The organism is Photorhabdus sp. RM323S, assembly GCF_042879375.1.
In the GTDB taxonomy this organism is placed as follows: Bacteria; Pseudomonadota; Gammaproteobacteria; order Enterobacterales; family Enterobacteriaceae; genus Photorhabdus; species Photorhabdus tasmaniensis.
This window is the reverse complement of sequence record NZ_JBHFKZ010000002.1, coordinates 174,714-196,253: the sequence shown is the minus strand read 5'-3', so window position 1 is coordinate 196,253 and position 21,540 is coordinate 174,714. Positions and strand designations below refer to the sequence as shown.

General features: G+C 41.2%; 21 protein-coding genes. 14 read left to right on the top strand and 7 right to left on the bottom strand.

Features of this window, described 5'->3' with window-relative positions:
• Window positions 1–465 precede the first annotated feature (465 nt).
• Window positions 466–1,155, top strand: a complete 690-nt coding sequence (locus ACGF7G_RS01990; RefSeq protein ID WP_133814134.1) for a FadR/GntR family transcriptional regulator — start codon at window positions 466–468, stop codon at window positions 1,153–1,155.
• 69 nt (window positions 1,156–1,224) lie between these two features.
• Window positions 1,225–2,607, top strand: coding sequence for a multidrug transporter subunit MdtD (mdtD, locus tag ACGF7G_RS01985; RefSeq protein ID WP_387463188.1), 1,383 nt, complete (start codon window positions 1,225–1,227; stop codon window positions 2,605–2,607).
• A gap of 12 nt (window positions 2,608–2,619) precedes the next feature.
• On the opposite strand, the gene rbsR is transcribed toward mdtD, so the two are convergent.
• The 6 genes from rbsR to rbsD form a co-directional block, all read right to left on the bottom strand.
• Window positions 2,620–3,621 carry a ribose operon transcriptional repressor RbsR gene (gene rbsR, locus ACGF7G_RS01980; RefSeq protein ID WP_387463186.1) on the bottom strand — a complete coding sequence of 334 codons (1,002 nt, stop codon included), beginning with the start codon at window positions 3,619–3,621 and terminating at the stop codon, window positions 2,620–2,622.
• Window positions 3,622–3,623: 2 nt separating this feature from the next.
• Complete coding sequence (gene rbsK, locus ACGF7G_RS01975) at window positions 3,624–4,553, bottom strand: ribokinase (protein ID WP_387463184.1); 930 nt, start codon at window positions 4,551–4,553, stop codon at window positions 3,624–3,626.
• A gap of 64 nt (window positions 4,554–4,617) precedes the next feature.
• On the bottom strand, window positions 4,618–5,508 hold the full coding sequence (gene rbsB, locus ACGF7G_RS01970) for a ribose ABC transporter substrate-binding protein RbsB (RefSeq protein WP_387463182.1): 891 nt from the start codon (window positions 5,506–5,508) through the stop codon (window positions 4,618–4,620).
• A 24-nt stretch (window positions 5,509–5,532) separates the two neighbouring features.
• Complete coding sequence (gene rbsC, locus ACGF7G_RS01965) at window positions 5,533–6,504, bottom strand: ribose ABC transporter permease (protein ID WP_387463180.1); 972 nt, start codon at window positions 6,502–6,504, stop codon at window positions 5,533–5,535.
• A gap of 6 nt (window positions 6,505–6,510) precedes the next feature.
• Entirely contained in the window at window positions 6,511–8,016 is a 1,506-nt protein-coding gene (gene rbsA, locus ACGF7G_RS01960) for a ribose ABC transporter ATP-binding protein RbsA (protein ID WP_387463177.1), read from the bottom strand.
• 7 nt (window positions 8,017–8,023) lie between these two features.
• Window positions 8,024–8,443 (bottom strand): D-ribose pyranase, encoded by a 420-nt coding sequence (gene rbsD, locus ACGF7G_RS01955; protein ID WP_133814128.1) that lies wholly within the window; start codon window positions 8,441–8,443, stop codon window positions 8,024–8,026.
• Between the two features lie 253 nt (window positions 8,444–8,696).
• On the opposite strand from rbsD, the gene ravA reads away from it, so the two are divergent.
• Window positions 8,697–10,208, top strand: a complete 1,512-nt coding sequence (ravA, locus tag ACGF7G_RS01950) for an ATPase RavA (protein ID WP_387463199.1) — start codon at window positions 8,697–8,699, stop codon at window positions 10,206–10,208.
• Between the two features lie 4 nt (window positions 10,209–10,212).
• Entirely contained in the window at window positions 10,213–11,670 is a 1,458-nt protein-coding gene (gene viaA, locus ACGF7G_RS01945) for an ATPase RavA stimulator ViaA (RefSeq protein WP_387463175.1), read from the top strand.
• 6 nt (window positions 11,671–11,676) lie between these two features.
• Here viaA and asnA read toward each other — a convergent pair whose 3' ends face one another.
• The gene (gene asnA, locus ACGF7G_RS01940; protein ID WP_133814126.1) at window positions 11,677–12,669 is read right to left on the bottom strand and encodes an aspartate--ammonia ligase; all 993 of its coding nucleotides are present in this window, start codon (window positions 12,667–12,669) and stop codon (window positions 11,677–11,679) included.
• Between the two features lie 165 nt (window positions 12,670–12,834).
• Between asnA and asnC the strand changes: the two genes are divergently transcribed.
• The 10 genes from asnC to atpA all read left to right on the top strand — a co-directional run bounded on the left by asnC (window position 12,835) and on the right by atpA (window position 21,492).
• Entirely contained in the window at window positions 12,835–13,296 is a 462-nt protein-coding gene (asnC, locus tag ACGF7G_RS01935) for a transcriptional regulator AsnC (protein ID WP_023044946.1), read from the top strand.
• Window positions 13,297–13,387: 91 nt separating this feature from the next.
• On the top strand, window positions 13,388–13,828 hold the full coding sequence (gene mioC, locus ACGF7G_RS01930; protein WP_387463171.1) for an FMN-binding protein MioC: 441 nt from the start codon (window positions 13,388–13,390) through the stop codon (window positions 13,826–13,828).
• Between the two features lie 380 nt (window positions 13,829–14,208).
• A complete protein-coding gene (mnmG, locus tag ACGF7G_RS01925) occupies window positions 14,209–16,098 on the top strand; it encodes a tRNA uridine-5-carboxymethylaminomethyl(34) synthesis enzyme MnmG (RefSeq protein ID WP_387463169.1) in 1,890 nt (629 codons plus the stop codon).
• A gap of 13 nt (window positions 16,099–16,111) precedes the next feature.
• Complete coding sequence (gene rsmG, locus ACGF7G_RS01920) at window positions 16,112–16,732, top strand: 16S rRNA (guanine(527)-N(7))-methyltransferase RsmG (protein ID WP_387463167.1); 621 nt, start codon at window positions 16,112–16,114, stop codon at window positions 16,730–16,732.
• A gap of 608 nt (window positions 16,733–17,340) precedes the next feature.
• Window positions 17,341–17,718 carry a F0F1 ATP synthase subunit I gene (atpI, locus tag ACGF7G_RS01915; RefSeq protein ID WP_133814122.1) on the top strand — a complete coding sequence of 126 codons (378 nt, stop codon included), beginning with the start codon at window positions 17,341–17,343 and terminating at the stop codon, window positions 17,716–17,718.
• Window positions 17,719–17,748: 30 nt separating this feature from the next.
• A complete protein-coding gene (atpB, locus tag ACGF7G_RS01910; RefSeq protein WP_036845268.1) occupies window positions 17,749–18,573 on the top strand; it encodes a F0F1 ATP synthase subunit A in 825 nt (274 codons plus the stop codon).
• A gap of 48 nt (window positions 18,574–18,621) precedes the next feature.
• A complete protein-coding gene (gene atpE / locus ACGF7G_RS01905) occupies window positions 18,622–18,861 on the top strand; it encodes a F0F1 ATP synthase subunit C (protein WP_000429386.1) in 240 nt (79 codons plus the stop codon).
• Window positions 18,862–18,919: 58 nt separating this feature from the next.
• On the top strand, window positions 18,920–19,390 hold the full coding sequence (gene atpF, locus ACGF7G_RS01900) for a F0F1 ATP synthase subunit B (protein WP_021325028.1): 471 nt from the start codon (window positions 18,920–18,922) through the stop codon (window positions 19,388–19,390).
• Between the two features lie 12 nt (window positions 19,391–19,402).
• Window positions 19,403–19,936: a F0F1 ATP synthase subunit delta gene (gene atpH / locus ACGF7G_RS01895; protein ID WP_133814121.1), complete on the top strand. Its 534-nt coding sequence runs from the start codon at window positions 19,403–19,405 to the stop codon at window positions 19,934–19,936.
• A gap of 14 nt (window positions 19,937–19,950) precedes the next feature.
• Window positions 19,951–21,492 (top strand): F0F1 ATP synthase subunit alpha, encoded by a 1,542-nt coding sequence (gene atpA, locus ACGF7G_RS01890; RefSeq protein WP_133814120.1) that lies wholly within the window; start codon window positions 19,951–19,953, stop codon window positions 21,490–21,492.
• The last annotated feature ends 48 nt before the right edge of the window (window positions 21,493–21,540 follow it).

The following is a 21,540-nucleotide window of genomic DNA, read 5'->3' as shown; positions in this document are numbered from 1 at the left end:
ATTAAAAGCTTGATGCTCAAAGAAACTGACTGTTATTTCGTCATGAATTAACTGTTGTTCACTCTTCAAGACTTTAGTGTATTTTTTTGTGATACGGTCTTGTGAGTGCCCACACAGATTGTCTGATTAATTGTTAAAGAGCAGGCTGAAACAAAAATTAATATTCTCGTTCAACCGGGCTGCATATACTACGCTTTTCGCCCGCAGAGTCAAGCGCTTAATTCACTTTACTCTGTCTGGCCTCACACGTTTTGTCAGCGTTGTGTCGGTCAGTGGTGGCGCATTATAGGGAGTTCTTCGGCGCTGGCAAGTATTTATTTGAAAAAAAACTGTTGTTCGCCGATTTTTCCAACGAAATGCGTATTTTTGGAGTTTTTTTACACAAAAATAGATATCATCGACAGTAATTATTCCCAAACTAAAGTAGTATAAATAGATAAATACGGGAAAAGGTTCAAATCTACTATGCAATTTAAAGAACAAAGAAAAGCTTCCCAGAAAAACCTTTCTTATCTTTTAGCTGAAAAAATCGGACAACAGATTTTGTCTGGCGAATATAAAACTGAAGCCATCCTTCCTGGTGAAATAGAACTCGCTGAACAGTTTGACGTCAGCAGGACTTCTGTTCGTGAAGCGATAAAAATACTTGCAGCCAAAGGTATGCTATTACCTCGCCCACGTATTGGTACCCGCATCATGCCAACTATTCACTGGAATTTCCTTGATCAGGATTTATTAAAATGGTGGATGAATCGTGATAATCTTAGCCAAGTGATTGAACACTTCCATATAGTGAGATTAGCAATAGAACCACAAACTTGCTTCCTTGCTGCAAAAAATGCCACACAAGAACAAAAGAAACAGCTTTTACATCTAATAGATGAAATGTATCTGCTGAAAGAAAATTTTAACCGGGAAAAATGGATAGATATTGATTACCAGTTCCACCACACCATTTATAAATCCTGTGGAAACCCATTTTTAGGTTCTTTTGCCAACTTATTTCGCCCAGTTTATCAGAACTATTTCGAAGCTATTATTTCTGATAAAGTTGTACAACTGGAAGCCCATAAAACAATTGTCGATTCAATCATCAAAGGTGACAGTCGTAGCGCACTTCTCGCTTGTCACAAGTTATTAACAGAGCATGAATGATCTTATATAGTAATGTATTAGATTAATATCTAATCAAACATGGTTTAGATAAACACCGTAGGATTATTAATGGTAAAAACCGCTCGTAATATGGCGGGGCTACCCTGGATTGCTGCAATAGCTTTTTTTATGCAAGCTTTAGATGCAACAATTCTCAACACAGCATTGCCCGCTATTGCTGAAAGCCTCGAACACTCACCTCTGGCAATGCAATCTGCTGTTGTCAGCTATACTCTGACTGTTGCTTTGCTCATTCCAGTTAGTGGCTGGCTAGCAGATCGTTTTGGTACCCGCCGGGTATTTATTTTTGCTGTATCCTTATTTTCTTTAGGCTCCCTAGCCTGTGCTTTGTCAGGTAATTTGGCGTTTCTGGTTATTTCCCGTGTAATTCAGGGAATTGGTGGTGCAATGATGATGCCGGTTGCCCGCCTTGCTTTATTACGCGCATACCCACGCAGTGAACTTTTAGCCGTTATGAATTTTGTCACCATGCCAGGGTTAGTAGGACCAATTCTGGGTCCTATGCTCGGTGGATTATTAGTCACTTATGCTACCTGGCATTGGATATTTATTATCAATATCCCAATTGGTTTATTGGGGATTATTTATGCTAAAAAGCATATGCCTAATTTCACAATGCCAAAACGTTCATTCGACTTTTTCGGTTTCATACTTTTTGGACTGAGTTTAGTCATGGTTTCCGTTAGCTTAGATTTACTGGGAGAGAGTTCGTTACCAGGCTATATACCTCTCACAGTTATGTTCGGCGGTTTTATGATATTATTTGGCTACCTGATGCATGCCAGAAAACACCCTCAACCACTTATCAGCCTGAAGTTATTCCGTACTCGCACATTTTCTATCGGTATTATCGGTAATCTTGCTACGCGCCTGGGAACCGGGTGCATTCCTTTTCTGATGCCTCTGATGCTACAAGTTGGTTTTGGTTATTCAGCAATCCTTGCCGGAATGGCGATGGCACCAACAGCTATCGGTTCTGTTATAGCTAAATCTTTTGTTACTAATGTATTAACACGTTTTGGGTATCGTAAGACTTTGGTTAGCATAACAGTCATCATCGGATTAATGATTTCCCAATTTTCGCTGCAATCACCAGAAATGTCCGTTGTTCTTTTAGTTATCCCACTATTTTTACTCGGTATGGCAGTGTCCATTCAATTTACTTCGATGAATACCATTACTCTGGCTGATCTGACCGATAATAATGCTAGCTCAGGAAATAGTTTATTAGCGGTAACTCAGCAGTTGTCTATTAGTTTCGGTGTTGCAGCAAGTGCTGCTATCCTCCGTTTCTATGAGTCCATACCTTATGGAACAACCGTTGATAACTTCCACAATACTTTTATGACAGTGGGAATAATTACTTTACTCTCGTCTTCCACCTTCCTGTTATTACATAAGGAAGATGGCGATAATATGATCAAGAAATAAGAAACAGAATACTTAAGAACGGGAAACTGAGTTACGCTCAATCAATGTTGGAGTTAATACTAACAACTTAGGATCACTATCCGGGTTATCCATCCGATAAAGCAAAGTATCAACAGCCAGTTTTCCCAATTCATCTTTTGGCTGATGAATGGTTGTCAAAGGTGGAATCATATAAGGGGCCAGGTCGATATCATCATAACCAATGATAGAGATATCATCCGGCACGGAAAGCCCTGCTTGATAAAGAGCCTGATAAGCGCCAACAGCCATTGCATCATTGCCAGCAAAAACAGCTTCAGGTGGCTCTGGATGTTGCAGCAATTTTTGCATTGATGCAAAACCACCAGAAAATTCAAAATCACTATAAATTTCATATCCTTCAGGAATAACAAGGCCAGCGTCTGCCATTGCTTTTTTATATCCTTCCAACCGATAGCTAGCAGGCGTTTTATCTTGCGGACCCGCAATACAGGCTATTTTCTTAAAACCACAGCTGATGAGGTAATTGGTGGCCATCTCCCCTCCCAATAAGGAGTTGTCCTGAATAACATCGCTAACAATATCAAATGGAGACCAATCCATCATGACCATCGGTACAGGGGGATAACGGCGTAAAACATTACAAGAATTGTGCTGGTTCTCAGTACACATGATCAGCAGCCCATCTACTCGCTTTTGCAGCAACGTTTCCATGCTGTAATCCATCCGTTTGGTATCACCCTCTGTATTACACAAGATAAGGCTGTAACCACGTTCATAACAGTTTCTTTCAACCCCTCTTACAATTTCAGCATAAAAGGGGTTATTACTGGTTGTTACCAACATACCAATGGTTTTGGTCTGCTTGATTTTAAGACTTCGTGCAAGCGCTGACGGAGCATAATTTAGTTGCTCAATAGCATCATTAACTTTCTTTTTTACACCATCACTGACATAACGGTTATTGTTAATAACATGAGACACAGTTGATGTGGAGACGCCTGCAAAACGGGCAACATCTTTCATTGTAGCCACAGTCAGTCCTGTTCAGTTAAAAATGCATCAATTTCATTTCGCCACGGGACAGAAGGCTGAGCTCCCTGACGGGTTACCGCTATTGCAGCAGCAGAGTGGGCAAACCGTACCGCAGATAACATTGCTTTTCCTTCCAGCAAAGCTGTCACGAACGCGCCATTGAAAGTATCTCCCGCCGCAATAGTATCAACAACGTTAACTTTAAATCCCGGAACAATTTCTCCTTTCTGACCTTTTTCACTCAACCATACACCACGGCTACCCAACGTGATAATGACTATTGCAATACCTTTGTCATGCAATATCTGAGCCGCTTTTTCCGCACCTGAATCATCTTTTACTGTAATTCCAGTCAGGTATTCAGCTTCAGTTTCATTCGGAGTAATGATATCCACCAGCGAGAGCAATTGATCAGATAATTTTTGTGCCGGCGCCGGATTAAGTATTACTTTAGTATCATTTTGTTTAGCTATCTCTGCGGCAAGTTGTACAGTTTCCAATGGAGACTCAAGTTGCATTAATAACGCATCCGCCTCTTCAATAATATTTTGGTAGCGATAGAAATATTCTGGTGTCAGTGCAGCATTAGCCCCCGTATTGATACCAATAACATTTTCACCTTGCTGATTAACGAAAATCAGCGCTACACCGGTTGTTTCCCCTTCAATAACTTCAATGCCAGAAGTTTTAATATTATCCATTGCTAACTGCTGGCAGATACGGGAACCAATATCGTCCTCACCGACACAAGCAATAAATTCAATATCAGCACCACTGCGACCTGCTGCTACCGCCTGATTAGCACCTTTACCACCAAAAGCAATCTGGTATTGTTTCCCGATCACCGTTTCACCCGGACGAGGGAACGACTCAAGATTCAAAATATGGTCAGCATTAATGCTGCCAAGCACTGCAAGTTTTGCTGTACTCATTAAATCTATTCCTTTTCCATATATGTCGTTACCATCAATTTAGCAACAGCACAGTAATACCGATTTATTTTTTAATAACCAACTCCAGTTCTACAGGAATAACGGCATCAACTTTTTCGCTTTTCAGCACCTTGTCTGCTGTCTGAATGCCAATGATACCAATCTGGTCAGGACGTTGAGCGATTGTCGCTCCTAATTTTCCACCTTGAACAGCTTTGATACCCTCTTGCGTGCCATCAAAACCAACAACTAATACATCTCTTTTACCTGCTGTCTGTAAAGCACGCAGAGCCCCCAACGCCATCTCATCATTCTGAGCAAATACAGCTTGTATAGCCGGATGAGCTGTCAGTAAGTTCTGCATAACATTCAAACCTTTGGTACGGTCAAAATCAGCAGGCTGACTAGCCAGCACATTAAACTTATGTTCTCGTGCTGCTTTATTAAATCCTTCACCACGTTCACGGGCAGCCGAAGTACCAGTAATACCTTCTAACTGAATAATGTTGGCTTCATTCCCTAATTTTTCAGCAATAAAATCACCCGCTATTTTACCACCCAGGCGGTTATCAGAAGCAATATGGCTGACAACCGTACCTTTATTCGCTATCCGATCGAGAGTAATTACCGGAATTTTCGCATTGTTAGCTATGATAATGGCATTACCTACAGCATCAGAATCAGTTGGGTTAATCAGCATTAGTTTAGTACCACGTACCGTCAAATCCTGAACATTAGCTAATTCCTTCGCTGGGTTATCCTGAGAATCCAGCACAATTAGGCTATAACCCAATTTATCCGCCTCTTTTTGAGTGCTCTCTTTCATGGCGACAAAAAATGGATTATTTAGTGTAGAAATGACTAACGCGATAGTATCTTTCGCTAACGCATTTACACTTATAGTCGCACCTAGTGTAACAGCAGATAAAATTGTGACTAATTTCTTCATTATCATTGTTTTATTTCCTGTAGGATGAGGTTATTTATCACTTTTGTTATCAACCAGAACGGCCAACAATATTACACTTGCTTTAACAATCATCTGGTAGTTAGAAGAAATACCTAATAAGTTTAGGCCATTATTTAAAAAACCGAGGATTAGCGCACCAATCAAAGTCCCCGTAATTAATCCCTTACCACCAGCCAGACGGGTCCCGCCCAAAACGACAGCAGCAATAGCATCCAATTCATAACCACTCCCCGCCATTGGTTGAGCAGAAGAAAGACGGGCCACTTCAATGATACTTGCTAATGCCGTCAGTAAGCCGCATAAGGCGTAAACGATAATCTTGATTTTATCGACACTGATACCAGACAAACGGGTAGCCGATTCATTACCACCCAGAGCATAAATATAACGACCTAAACGAGTGTGATGCAGGAGATACCATGCAATAACAAAAACTATCAACATTAGCCATATTGGAGTAGGAATTCCCAATGGACGACCAATACCAAACCAGCCAAACAGATCTGCATTATTACTGAATCCTGTATTTATTGGGCTACCATCAGTGTAGACGCGGGTTATTCCACGAAGTAGTAACATCATGACCAAAGTGGCAATAAAAGCCTGTACTTTACCTTTAGCAATAACTATTCCTGTACAAGCACCAATCGCAGTACCTAAAGCCAAAGCACCCACTACAGCCACCAGCGCATTAACTTCCATACCAACCAATGAAGCTGCTACTGCGCCTGTCAATGCAAGCAATGAACCAACAGACAGATCAATACCCGATGTTAAAATAACCAATGTCATCCCAACTGCCATAATGGCATTGACTGATGTCTGTTGCAGAATATTAAATAAATTATTTAACGTGAAAAAATTTGGGCTAAGAGAAGAAACTACGGCTATCAATACTAACAACGCAATCAATGACTTTTGCTTCAGTAGCCATTCTTTAGTAAACCAACGCTTAGATGTCGGTGATATGTTCGAATTCATACTGAATTACTCCCGAATCGCTCCATATTGTTTGCCAACAGCCGCCGCCATCAAAATTTCTTGAGTTGCCTGTTCAGCAAAAAATTCTCCGCTGATGTGACCTTCATACATGACCAAAATACGATCACTCATTCCTATCACTTCTGGCATTTCAGAAGAAACAAGGATGATACTCAAACCCTCTTGTTTAAACTGATTAATGAGTTGATAAATTTCTTTTTTTGCACCGACATCGACTCCCCGAGTCGGTTCATCCAAGATAAGAATTTTTGGTCTGGTCATTAATCCACGAGCAATTGCCACTTTTTGCTGATTACCTCCAGAAAGCAGGCCAATCGTCTGCTCCATTGAAGGTGTTTTGATATTAAATAACTTGATAAAGTCATTGACTGCCTGCTGCTCTTTTTTATGATTCAGGCCACCTGATTTATTACTAAAATAACGTAAAGCAGTAAGAGACATATTCTCTTTAACTGACATATCCAAAACTAATCCATCACACTTTCGATCTTCTGAAATATAAACAATCCCACAAGCTAATCCGTCCTGAGGATTACGGGTTACAACAGGCGTCCCATCCAGAGTGATTTGTCCTTGAGTTTTTGGCAACGCACCATAAATCATTTTCATTAATTCAGTGCGGCCAGCCCCCATCAACCCCGATATACCCAAAATTTCTCCGCTATAAAGGGAAAAGCTAACATTTGTCATACCGGGACCCGAAATTTGCTTAACTTCAAGCCGCTTCTTGCCACGAGGCAAATTTAAGCGAGGATATTGCTCTTCCAGTTTTCTCCCAACCATCATTTCAATCAGAGTCTCTTCTTTTAACTGCTTTACCGGCTTTTCACCAATAAATTGCCCATCACGGAATACCGTAACATCATCGCAAATTTCAAAGATTTCTTTCAGACGATGAGAGATATAAACAATACCGCACCCCTGCGATGTCAGTTCACGTATTACGTTAAACAATGATTCAGTTTCTGTATCAGTCAGTGCATCAGTTGGTTCATCCATGATGATAACTTTGGATTCAAAACTCAGCACCTTAGCTATCTCAATCATTTGCTGATCACCGATAGAAAGTTCAGCTACCCGCCAGTGACTGTTGTAACTCAAATTCAACTTTTTCAAAAGGCGATCGGCTTCCTGATACATTTTTTTCCAGTCAATGGCACCAAATTTATTAACGAATTCACGCCCCAGGAAAATATTTTCAGCAATAGTCAGTTGGGGAATAAGATTTAATTCTTGATGGATAATCCCAATACCCGCGTCCTGAGAGGATTTAGGACCAGAAAAAATCACTTCTTTTCCTAAATAATGAATTGTGCCTGTATCTTTGGTATATATTCCGGTCAATACTTTCATCATCGTGGATTTACCTGCACCATTCTCCCCTACCAATGCCATGACTTTACCCGGATAAACACATAGTGCCGCACCGGATAATGCTTTAACACCAGGAAAAGATTTGCTAATTCCTTTTAGTTCCAGTGCAGGTCGCATAACCACCTCAGAAAGTCACACCAGCACAAAGGATGATATTGGCATAAGGAGAATTCTCTCCAGTACGAATCATCGCTCGGCTATATTCCGTTTTCTCTTTCAATATATTATGACTGATATATTCCACAATAATTGAACTCCCTTGTTGTTCCTCCAGCTCCTTAATCTGAGATAATATTAATTTATGTATCAAAGGATTATAGATAATGATCTCCTCAGCTAAAAATGCAGCTTCAACCTGCATTTCCTGTGTCACGACATTAAGAACGGATATAAAACTAGGGATCCCCTGGGTTAGCGCTAAATCAATCCGCTGGGCTGAAGAAGGAATTGATAACCCAATGTCACCAATTGTAATCTGGTCAGTATGCCCCAGCCGAGAAATTACGGCTGAAATTTCAGAATTAAGTAATACACCTTTTTTCATTTTTTTATTCCATTAGCGAAACGTTTCGCTATTAAAGTAATATAGAAAGTAACATTTAAAATGCAACATTAATAATACAAAAGTGTGATCGTTATCGATAACGTTTCGACAATAAAAAACCAAAAATAAACGTTAACTTATTGAATATTTGACGCTGAATCGATTTTTAAGGTAAATATAGTATCCATCAATAAATGATGATTAAAATCTATGAAGAAAAGTGATTAGATTTTATTTATCCCAACAGATAATATTGGTACGAATTATGCAATTAGTGGAAAAAATAACTTGTTTAAGTAACTATTTGGAGAGTGGTCTGTATGAAAGACAACAGACGATTCGTTTATGCCTGCTAGCTGCACTGTGCGGGGAAAGCGTTTTCCTGCTTGGTCCCCCAGGGATCGCAAAAAGTCTGATAGCCCGCCGATTAAAATTTGCGTTTCATGGTGCCAGAGCATTTGAGTATCTGATGACCCGTTTCTCCACTCCCGAAGAAATTTTCGGTCCTCTTTCTATTCAAGCATTGAAAGAAGAAGGACGTTATCAGCGACTGACCACCGGCTATTTACCTGAAACTGAAATTGTCTTTCTCGATGAAATATGGAAAGCTGGCCCAGCAATTCTCAATACCTTGCTGACTGCAATTAACGAAAGAAAATTCAGGAATGGGGATACAGAAGAGAAAATTCCGATGCGATTACTGATAACAGCATCTAATGAATTACCTGAAGCAGATAGCAGCCTTGAGGCTCTTTATGACCGAATGCTAATCCGTATTTGGTTGGATAAAATTCAAGAAAAACAGAACTTCCGGGCATTACTTACTAACAAAAAAAATGAAAATGATAACCCTGTCCCAGAAAATATTCAGATAACAAGTGAAGAGTTTCATCAATGGCAAAAAGAGATTAATAAAATAGTCCTACCAGAGAATTGTTTTGATATTATCTATCATCTACGTCAGCAACTTGATTCGACGGAACATTCACCTTATGTTTCAGACCGACGCTGGAAGAAAGCAATTCATTTATTACAAGCTAGCGCTTTCTTCAATGGTAGAAGAGAAATATCACCACTTGATTTAATATTGTTAAAAGATTGTCTGTGGTATGATCTTCACTCTTTCAAATTATTACCTCAATATCTGAATACTCTCATGATCGAACAAGCATATCAGCAAAGAGTATCATCTCAGCAAATTGATTCACTTTATCACCAATGGATTCAAGCCCGTCAGGATAAAAACAATCAACAGGCGTTGTACCTGGAAAAACAAACAGGTTTGTTCGGACGCAAAATACAATATTCGCTACCCGATCACATTAATGAAGAAAAATTGACTTTGTTCCTGCATATACCTCTTCATATCCATGATATTCAAGTCAATTTTATTGAAACAGAAAAAAAGACGCTAAATACCTGGATAAATAAAGGTGGAAGTTTACCAGCTCGCCTGAATGGTATCGGTTTTCCACAAGATATAGCAGCCGAAATTAATTCAGTACACCAACCAGAGATTTTTGATATTAGCCGTCGTTCCTCTACTTTATATTTATCGGATGGTCAACATCAACAAAACGAAAAAAACAGCGAGTGGTTGGAAAAACTAGAGAAAATTAATCAAGAAATTTACCATCAACGCCAATTATTTAGTCAACATCAGCCATGTTTATTCATTGAAAACCATTGGCTTGCGGCAATAGAGCAAAGTTTTATCCAACTGACAGATAGAATCAATCAGTTGAAAATAAAGATGGGCAACTAACTAAATGATAAGCCTAGCAACCCTTGATCTTTTACTATCAGTAAACGAAGGTGAACTGATAGAAGAGCTTATATTAACTCTTCTGGCTTCGCCTCAATTAGCCATTTTTTTTGAAAAATATCCCCGCCTGAAACGTGCTCTATTAAAAGACATTCCCGGTTGGAAACAAGATTTACAACAAAGAATTAAAGAAGCGCTGATTCCTGCAACCTTGGCAGAAGAATTTCAGTTATACCAACAATTGCTGTCTACCAACACCGATAATTTTTATCTTAAACTTCCCGATATTTTGGAAATATTGAACCGAATTAAATCCCCTTTTATTGAAGAAGCACAGAAATTGGCAACTGGCACCACTGATCATTCAAATACATTACAAATCCTATTTATCCAACGATGGCGGCTCAGTCTGATCCTGCAAACCACAACTTTCCACAAGAAATTACTGGAACAAGAAAAAGAGCAATTACTGGCAGAATTGCAACAACGGCTAACACTAAGCGGTAATCTTGATCCTATTTTCAGTGAAAATGATAGGGCGGCGGGACGATTATGGGATATGAGTAAAAATCAATTAGATCATTCCCGAAATGCTCAACAGCTATTGATTCGCTACAGTGAATTTCTTCGCCAACAACCGGAACTGGAAAAACTGGCCCAATTACTGGGTCGTAGCCAATCTGCAAAATCAAAACCACAGGAAAGCTATCTTCTCGAACCCTGTACTACCATTAAACGGACACCCGATACCGTTCCTGAACAGGTAAATGGCATAGGGCAAAGTGATGATATTTTACGCCTGCTACCAACAGAACTGGCAATATTGGGAATTGAAGATCTGGAATATGAATTTTATCGCAGATTGGTGGAAAAGCGCTTATTGACCTATCGCTTACAAGGAGATAGTTGGCAACAGAAAACAACATTACGACCAGTCACTCATTATAATCAGGAAGAAAAGCCAAGAGGACCATTTATTGTCTGTGTGGATACTTCCGGCTCTATGGGAGGATTCAATGAAAAATGCGCCAAAGCTTTTTGTCTGGCACTGTTACGCATTGCATTAGCAGATGATCGTAACTGTCACATCATGTTATTTGCTACAGAAATTGTGCACTATGAACTATCTTCACCAGATGGCCTGGAGCAAGCTATTCGTTTTCTCGGCCAGACTTTTAGAGGCGGCACAGATTTAGCTTTTTGTCTGGCAAGCACAATAGAAAAAATGAAAGAGCAATGTTGGAAAGATGCTGATGCTGTTGTTATTTCAGATTTCATTGCCCAGCGTTTACCGGATCCACTAATCCATCAGATAAAAAATCTGCAACAGCATCAGCAACACCGCTTCCATGCGGTCTCCATGTCCCAATATGGTAAGCCCGGTATTATGCGGATATTCGATCATATCTGGCGTTTTGATACCGGACTTAAAAACCGTTTACTGCGAAAATGGCGTCACTGAATTGAATCAGAGCATGCCTTCTACCGTTTCGCGTACTTCAGGTGACCATATGCTGCATTGAACCTGACCGATATGTTTCATTTGCAGCAGTAACATCACCAAACGGGATTGACCAATACCTCCGCCAATCGACTGTGGCATATCGCCTTTGAGTAACGCCTGATGCCAATCATATTGCAAGCGCTGTTCATCACCTGTCAGCGTCAATTGGCGCTCCAGTGCTTCTGCGTCAACACGGATACCCATAGAAGAGATCTCAAAAGCATCCTCTAAAACAGGGTTCCAAACAATGATGTCGCCATTCAGACCAGCAAAGCCATCACTGTTTTGTGTCGTCCAGTCGTCATAATCCGGTGCACGAACATCATGTGATTGACCATCAGATAATTTCGCACCAATACCAATGAGGAAAACAGCACCCAACTCTTTAGCAATCGCACGTTCGCGACCTTTTGCATCCAGATCAGGATAACGGCTCAGAAGCGTTTCACTGTGAACAAAGTGAATTTGATCTGGCAGGAACGGTGCCAGACCAAACTCTTTGCTGACCGCTTTTTCTGTTTCTTTTATTGCTTCGTAAATTTTACCTACTGTCTGTTTTAGATAAGCAAGTGAGCGTTGCCCATCTCCCATCACTTTTTCCCAATCCCATTGATCAACATAAACAGAGTGAATTGGTGTTAAGCGATCCTCGTCCGGACGCAATGCTTTCATGTGAGTGTAAAGCCCTTGCTCCGGCTGAAAATCAAAACGGCCCAGTGTCTTACGTTTCCATTTAGCCAATGAATGCACTACTTCAAAAGTTGAATCAGGTAAAGTTTTCACCTTTACCTGAACCGCCTTTTCATGGCCGGATAAGTTATCCTGAATACCATCACCTAAACAGCTTAGGATTGGCCCTTGTACTTCAATCAGACCCAGCTTGTTTTCCAGCAAACGGGAAAAGAAGGATTTCACGAAACTGATTTGTTGCTGCTTCTCAATAAATGACTTTTTCATAATATTATTCTCAAATTTTTAGGTCGCCCTGATGTCCTGTTGCAAACATTAAGCAATAGAACAAGGTATAAATTCAATATACTTTAATAAAAATAGTCTTTATTCTTTATAAAATTCATTTTTAATATAGAAAAAATGAAAATTCGATAAAAAATGGAGCTGGAAATGGCAGAAATTTATCAGATCGATAATCTGGACCGTGACATACTTCACGCTTTAATGGACAACGCACGAACACCTTATGCCGAACTGGCAAAGAAATTTGCCGTCAGCCCAGGAACCATTCACGTTCGTGTAGAAAAAATGAAGCAAGCAGGGATCATCACCGGTACCAGAGTTGATATCAGTACGAAACAACTTGGTTATGATGTTTGTTGCTTTATTGGCATTATTCTTAAAAGCGCTAAAGATTACCCATCAGCTCTAAAGAAATTAAGTAACCTGAATGAAGTCGTTGAGGTCTACTACACAACAGGTCACTACAGCATCTTTACTAAAGTTATGTGCCGCTCAATTGAATCTCTTCAAGATGTACTTATCAACAAAATACAGACTATCGATGAGATCCAATCAACAGAAACCCTGATCTCCTTGCAAAACCCGATCATGCGAACAATCAAGCCATAAGATAAAATTTGTTATAACCATATTATCCACAGGTAGATCCCAACAGATTCACAGCGTACAATAGCCGCTCTTGAAATCTGTTGGGATCACTATGGCCACTATTACCTTAATCAGCGGCAGTACTATGGGCAGTGCTGAATACGTAGCTGAACATATGGCTGAAATTCTGGAAGATGCCGGTTTTTCCACCGAAATGCTGCACGGCCCCTCTCTTGATAAACTTCCTCAAGAAGGGATCTGGTTGGTAGTCACATCCACACATGGCGCAGGGGAATTGCCAGAAAATATACAACCACTGGCAGAAGAAATTTCTGAACAAAAACCGGATCTCAGCAAAGTAGCATTTGGTGCTGTTGGCATTGGCAGTTCTGAATACGATACTTTCTGTGGAGCGATAAGATCTCTTGATCAACTATTAGTGGAAAATGGGGCCAAACGCCTCGGCGATCGTCTGGAAATTGATATCCAACAACATGAGATCCCCGAAGATCCCGCAGAAGAATGGGTTAAAATTTGGGCAAACACACTCTAATTTGAACAAAAAAACAGCGAACGATTGTGGATAACTCATATAAAAAGCCGGGGTTAACCCGTAGTTATCCATAGTATAACTATCAGTCCATGATCACACTGTGAATAACTTGCTGTTTAGATCCCAGTTTATACCGACTAGGATCACGGATCATTCACAGTAAATGATCCTTTACAATGTTATGATCTTTCTAAGTAAAAATGACTTATCCACAAAAGATCACGATCCTAATAAAAGATCTAATAAAGAGATCTTTAAATAAAAAAGATCTTCTTTTAATTACCGGCGATCTTACCCACTTGGTCTATCGCCTAAACTTGAGTAGAATCCTCTTCCCTTAATACAGCACTAAGCATTCTTATAATTGAAGGTTCATCACCATGTTTTATCCAGAGCAATTTGACGTCATCATTATCGGTGGTGGTCATGCCGGTACTGAAGCTGCTATGGCAGCTGCTCGTATGGGCTGTCGAACCTTATTACTGACTCACAATATTGATACTTTGGGCCAAATGTCATGTAACCCAGCCATCGGTGGGATCGGTAAAGGGCATCTGGTTAAAGAAATTGACGCACTTGGTGGCTTAATGGCTAAAGCCACCGATCAGGCTGGTATTCAGTTTAGAACCTTAAATGCCAGTAAAGGACCGGCTGTCCGAGCAACACGTGCTCAAGCTGACAGAGTTCTTTACCGTCAAGCGATACGGAGAGCATTAGAAAATCAACCTAACCTAATGATTTTTCAACAATCTGTAGAAGATCTCATTGTTGAAAACGAGACTGTCACTGGTGCAATCACCCGTATGGGACTTAAATTCAGGGCCAAAACCGTTGTTCTGACAGTAGGTACATTCCTTGATGGTAAAATCCATATTGGTCTGGAAAATTACAGTGGAGGAAGAGCTGGTGATCCTCCCGCGATTTCATTAGCGCAGCGTTTACGTGAGTTACCTTTACGTGTAAATAGATTAAAAACAGGTACGCCACCACGTATTGATGCCAGAACCATTGATTTTAGCCAGTTAACACAACAGTTAGGTGATAATCCAATTCCAGTATTCTCTTTTCTCGGAAATATTGGGCAGCATCCACAACAGATGCCATGTTATATCACCCATACCAATGAAAAAACGCACGATGTGATCCGCAATAATTTAGATCGCAGCCCAATGTATGCAGGGATCATTGAAGGGATCGGCCCACGTTACTGTCCTTCGATCGAAGATAAAGTCATGCGTTTTGCGGATCGCAATGCGCATCAGATCTTTCTTGAGCTAGAAGGGCTGACCAGTAATGAAATTTACCCAAATGGCATTTCTACCAGCTTGCCGTTTGATGTACAGATGCAAATTGTTCATTCCATGAAAGGGATGGAAAATGCCCGCATTGTTCGCCCAGGCTATGCAATAGAATATGACTTCTTTGATCCAAGAGATCTGAAACAGACACTGGAAAGTAAATTTATCCATGGCTTATTCTTCGCTGGGCAAATTAATGGTACGACTGGCTATGAAGAAGCAGCCGCTCAGGGACTCTTAGCAGGGCTTAATGCAGCCCGTTACGCTTCAGAAGAAGAGGGATGGTTCCCTCGTCGTGATCAAGCTTATATTGGTGTTCTGGTTGATGATTTATGTACTCTGGGCACGAAAGAACCATACCGTATGTTTACTTCCCGGGCTGAATATCGCCTGATGTTGCGTGAAGATAATGCAGATCTCCGTCTAACAGAAAAAGGCCACGAATTAGGATTGGTGGATGATTCCCGCTGGGAACATTATTGCCGTAAGGTGGAGATGATTGAACAGGAACGTCAGCGTTTGCGTAATATTTGGATCCACCCTCACTCAAATAATCTTGGTGACATTAACAACATATTAAAAATGCCATTATCGAAAGAAGCTAATGGTGAAGATCTACTGCGTCGCCCTGAAATGAATTATGAAATCCTAACTTCATTGCCACTGTTTTCACCTGGCCTTAAAGAACCACAGGCAGCTGATCAGGTTGAAATTCAGGTCAAATATGAAGGGTATATTGCCCGTCAACAGGAAGAAATTGAAAAACAATTGCGTAATGAAAACACGTCATTACCGATTGATCTCGATTACCGTCAAATTAGTGGTCTTTCTAATGAAGTTATCGCTAAACTCAATGATCATAAGCCAAACTCAATTGGTCAGGCTTCACGCATTTCAGGGGTAACTCCGGCTGCAATTTCAATTTTACTTGTATGGCTGAAAAAACAGGGCTTACTGCGTCGTAGTGCCTGAGAGGATTTTTATTGTGCTTAATAAACTGGAGTTTTTGCTGACTAAAGCAGGAATAGCGCTTTCACAACAGCAAAAACAGTTGCTCATGGCCTATGTTGATATGCTCAACAAATGGAATAAAGCCTATAATCTCACGTCTGTCCGTGAACCAGAGCAAATGCTGGTGCGTCATATTATGGATAGCATTGTTGTCAGTCCTTATCTGCAAGGTCATCGTTTTATCGATGTAGGCACAGGTCCGGGGTTGCCGGGGATCCCATTAGCTATTGTTCGTCCAGATTCTCATTTCACATTGTTGGATAGTTTAGGTAAAAGAGTCAGATTTTTGCGCCAGGTTCAGCATGAACTTGGTTTGGCGAATATTGAACCAGTGCAAAGCCGGGTTGAAATGTATTCCTCTGAGCCGTTTTTTGATGGAGTCATAAGCCGTGCTTTTGCCTCATTGCAGGATATGGTCTCTTGGTGTTGCCATTTGCCTGAGTCTGTTCATGGACGATTCTATGCACTTAAAGGTGTGCTTCCTGAGGAAGAATTTACCATGTTACCTTCCGGAATTGTTGTTGATTCAGTTATTCAGTTAGATGTTCCTGAACTAGAAGGGCAACGCCATCTGGTTATCCTTAAATCAAACTAAGTTTGTTATTTGTCAATAAAGTTATAAATAATTAGTGATGTTGAGCACAATATACTGTGGTCAACATCGTAAATTATGATTTGTCTCGTTTCAGCTTTAATTTACCGCGTTATTACATAAAAATAACGTTATCTTGATATTAAGATAGTTGGGACTTTAAAAATCAGATAAAGCGTTTTTTCATCAGATTTGCTTTTTTAAAGCAGCTAAAAATTAGCTTGGTAATTTAAGTCAATAATATAATAACCTTTTTCTATTAATTTAAATTAACTTATTGATTTTATTGTTAATTTTTTCTATTTATATTCCCGGTGAATGTTAAATATAACTAACAAATGAAAATTTTATGTGATTCAAATCACATTTAAGTTTGAGAGGATGAAATTATTAGAGATAGGAAATCAGCACAATAATTAGCTTACAATCGGGTGCTAGAGTAAAAAATTTAAATAATTGTTCACCTTTTCGCTACTTATGGATTGAATTCATTTTGGCTGCCCGTATAATTTGCACGTTTTTGTCACTTGACACACTTAAGCAAAGGCAGTTTTATACAACATTTAGCAAAACCTGATATGCAAGGCGTGCAAGGGGAGAAAATAAAAGTCATGTCTGTATCCCTTTACAGCGGTAGAATTGCACTGAAACTGCTTTTTTTGCAGTTAATGACTTTTGTTGTTCTCAGTGTGGCTTTTTGTACCAAAAGTATAGAATGGGGCGCTTCTGCTTTTGCTGGTGGATTAGCATGTTGGTTACCTAATGCCATTTTTATGCTGTTTGCCAGTTTTCAGAAAGTAAAAGAAGAGGGTGTTCCTGTACGTGTTGCATGGTCTTTCGCTGCTGGCGAAGGGTTGAAGGTTATTATTGCAATAGCTGTGCTGATTGTTGCTTTAGGCGTGTTTAAAGCGGCGTTTGCACCACTGGGTTTGGCTTATTTAGCGGTGCTGGTTGTGCAGATCATCGCACCAGCTGTGATAAACGGTTAGGTTTTCAACAACAAAAGGGTAAGAGGCATCATGTCTGCATCAGGAGAAGTTTCAACTGCAAGGGACTACATAGGCCACCACCTGAATAACCTTCAGTTGGACCTACGTACCTTTGAGTTGGTCGATCCCAACTCTGGTGGTTCTGCAACGTTCTGGACGTTGAACATTGACTCGCTTTTTTTCTCAGTCGTATTAGGGATTTTATTTCTGTATGTATTCAGAAAGGTTGCGGTTAATGCCACCAGTGGCGTACCTGGCAAACTTCAGACTGCTATAGAATTAATCATGGGTTTTGTTGATAACAGTGTCCGTGATATGTATCACGGCAAGAGCAAAGTTATTGCCCCTTTGGCACTGACCGTGTTCGTCTGGGTGTTATTAATGAACGTGATGGACTTACTGCCAATCGATTTTCTCCCTTATATCGGTGAACATGTCTTCGGCTTACCTGCTCTGCGTGTTGTACCAACAGCAGATGTCAGTATTACCTTGTCGATGGCTATTGGTGTCTTTGTCCTCATCCTCTACTACAGCATTAAGATGAAAGGAGTTGGTGGTTTTACAAAAGAGCTGACTTTACAGCCTTTTAATCATCCATTGTTTATTCCAGTTAACTTAATTCTGGAAGGGGTTAGCCTGCTTTCAAAACCGGTATCACTCGGTCTGCGACTGTTTGGTAACATGTATGCAGGTGAATTGATCTTTATTCTTATAGCTGGTCTGTTACCGTGGTGGTCGCAGTGGATGCTCAGCCTGCCTTGGGCTATCTTCCACATACTGATTATTACGTTACAAGCCTTTATTTTCATGGTTCTGACGATTGTTTATCTGTCGATGGCATCTGAAGAACATTAATTTTTACCACAATAACTGTGTTTTAACTGAAACAAACTGGAGATTGTCATGGAAAACCTGAATATGGATCTGCTGTACATGGCTGCCGCTGTAATGATGGGTCTGGCGGCAATCGGTGCTGCGATCGGTATCGGCATCCTCGGAGGTAAATTTTTGGAAGGCGCTGCTCGTCAGCCGGATTTAATCCCTCTGCTGCGTACACAGTTCTTTATCGTTATGGGTCTGGTTGACGCCATCCCGATGATTGCTGTGGGCCTTGGCTTGTACGTAATGTTTGCTGTCGCGTAGTTTGCAGAAAAAATCTGAAACTACGTCAACTCATTAATTTAAAAAGAGGTATTGTGCTGTGAATCTTAATGCAACAATCCTCGGCCAGGCCATTGCGTTTGTCCTGTTTGTTATGTTCTGTATGAAGTTTGTATGGCCACCAATCATGGCGGCCATTGAAAAGCGTCAAAAAGAAATTGCTGACGGTTTATCTTCTGCGGAACGCGCCAAAAAGGACTTGGACTTAGCGCAAGCCAATGCGACCGACCAAATGAAGAAAGCGAAAGCGGAAGCTCAGGTCATCATCGAACAGGCTAATAAACAAAAAGCCCAGATCCTTGATGATGCAAAAGCGGAAGCTGAGCAGGAACGTAACAGAATCGTAGCGCAAGCTCAGGCAGAAATTGATGCCGAACGTAAGCGTGCTCGGGAAGAGTTGCGTAAGCAGGTCGCTATGTTGGCTATCATAGGTGCCGAGAAAATCATCGAACGTTCCGTGGATGAAGCTGCTAACAGCGACATCGTTGATAAACTGGTCGCTGAACTGTAAGGAGGGAGGGGCATGTCTGAATTCGCTACTGTAGCTCGCCCCTACGCCAAAGCAGCTTTTGACTTTGCTGTGGAAAAACAATCGCTAGAACAATGGCAGAATATGCTGGTGTTCACAGCTGAAGTGACTCGTAATGAGCAAGTTGGTGAGCTGCTTTCCGGTTCATTGGCATCGGAAACATTAGCCAATGCCTTTATCGCAATTTGCGGTGAACAGGTTGATGAACATGCTCAGAACTTTATTCGTGTTATGGCAGAAAACGGTCGCTTATTGGCGTTACCTGAAGTTTTGCAGCAATTTATTCAATTGCGTGCGTCACTTGAATCAACCGTTGATGTTGAAGTGATTTCTGCAACCGAACTGAGTGAGCAACAGCTAGCTAAAATTTCTGCAGCGATGGAAAAACGTCTGTCACGCAAAGTTAAGCTGAATTGCAAAATTGATAAGTCTGTTATTGCTGGTGTGGTAGTCCGCGCAGGTGATTTGGTGATCGATGGCAGTATTCGTGGCCGTTTAAATCGCTTAACAGACGTCTTGCAGTCTTAAGGGGACTGGAGCATATGCAACTGAATTCCACCGAAATCAGCGAACTGATCAAGCAGCGCATTGCTCAGTTCAATGTAGTGAGTGAAGCTCACAATGAAGGTACGATTGTATCCGTTAACGACGGTATCATTCGTATTCACGGTTTAGCCGAAGTTATGCAGGGTGAGATGATCGCACTGCCTGGCAATCGTTATGCAATCGCATTGAACCTGGAGCGCGACTCTGTAGGTGCGGTTGTGATGGGCCCGTATGCTGATTTAGCAGAAGGCATGAAGGTCAAATGCACTGGCCGTATTCTTGAAGTGCCTGTTGGTCGTGGTCTGCTTGGTCGTGTGGTAAACACGCTGGGTGAGGCAATTGATGGCAAAGGTCCTGTTGAGCATGATGGTTTCTCTGCTGTTGAAATGATTGCTCCGGGCGTTATCGACCGTCAATCCGTTGATCAGCCGGTACAGACTGGTTATAAATCTGTTGACGCCATGATCCCTATCGGTCGTGGTCAACGTGAACTGATTATCGGTGACCGTCAGACGGGTAAAACAGCACTGGCTATTGACGCAATCATTAACCAGCGTGACTCAGGCATTAAATGTGTCTATGTCGCAGTTGGTCAGAAAGCTTCTACTATTGCGAACGTTGTTCGTAAATTAGAAGAGCATGGTGCTCTTGCCAATACTATCGTAGTTGTTGCGACTGCTTCAGAATCTGCTGCATTACAATACCTGGCGCCATATTCTGGTTGTGCAATGGGTGAATATTTCCGCGATCGCGGTGAAGACGCGCTGATTGTTTACGATGATTTGTCTAAGCAGGCTGTTGCTTATCGTCAAATTTCCCTGTTGCTGCGTCGTCCGCCAGGGCGTGAAGCCTTCCCAGGTGATGTTTTCTATCTGCATTCCCGTTTGCTGGAGCGTGCTGCGCGTGTTAACGCTGAATATGTAGAAAAATTCACTCATGGTGAAGTGAAAGGTAAAACGGGTTCTCTAACCGCTCTGCCTATCATTGAAACTCAGGCAGGTGACGTATCAGCATTCGTACCGACAAACGTTATTTCAATTACTGATGGTCAGATCTTCTTGGAATCCAGTCTGTTCAACGCGGGTATTCGTCCGGCAGTTAACCCAGGGATCTCTGTATCCCGTGTAGGTGGCGCAGCTCAGACTAAGATCGTGAAGAAGTTGTCTGGTGGTATTCGTACTGCTTTGGCTCAGTACCGCGAACTGGCAGCGTTTTCTCAGTTTGCTTCTGACCTTGATGATGCAACCCGTAAGCAGTTGGATCATGGTCAAAAAGTCACTGAGTTGCTGAAACAGAAGCAGTATGCGCCAATGTCTGTTGCCCAGCAGTCACTGTCTCTGTTTTCTGCGGAGCGTGGTTATCTGGAAGATATCGAAATTGCTAAAGTTATTGATTTCGAGTCTGCGCTGCTTGCGTATGCCAGCCGTGAACATGCTGATCTTCTGAAAGAGATTGACCAGTCTGGTGGTTACAATGATGAGATCGAAGCAAAGCTGAATGCTCTGCTTAATTCCTTCAAAGCAACTCAGTCCTGGTAACACTATTCGGCCCGGTTTAATTAAACATGGGCCGTCTGGTTAATGAGG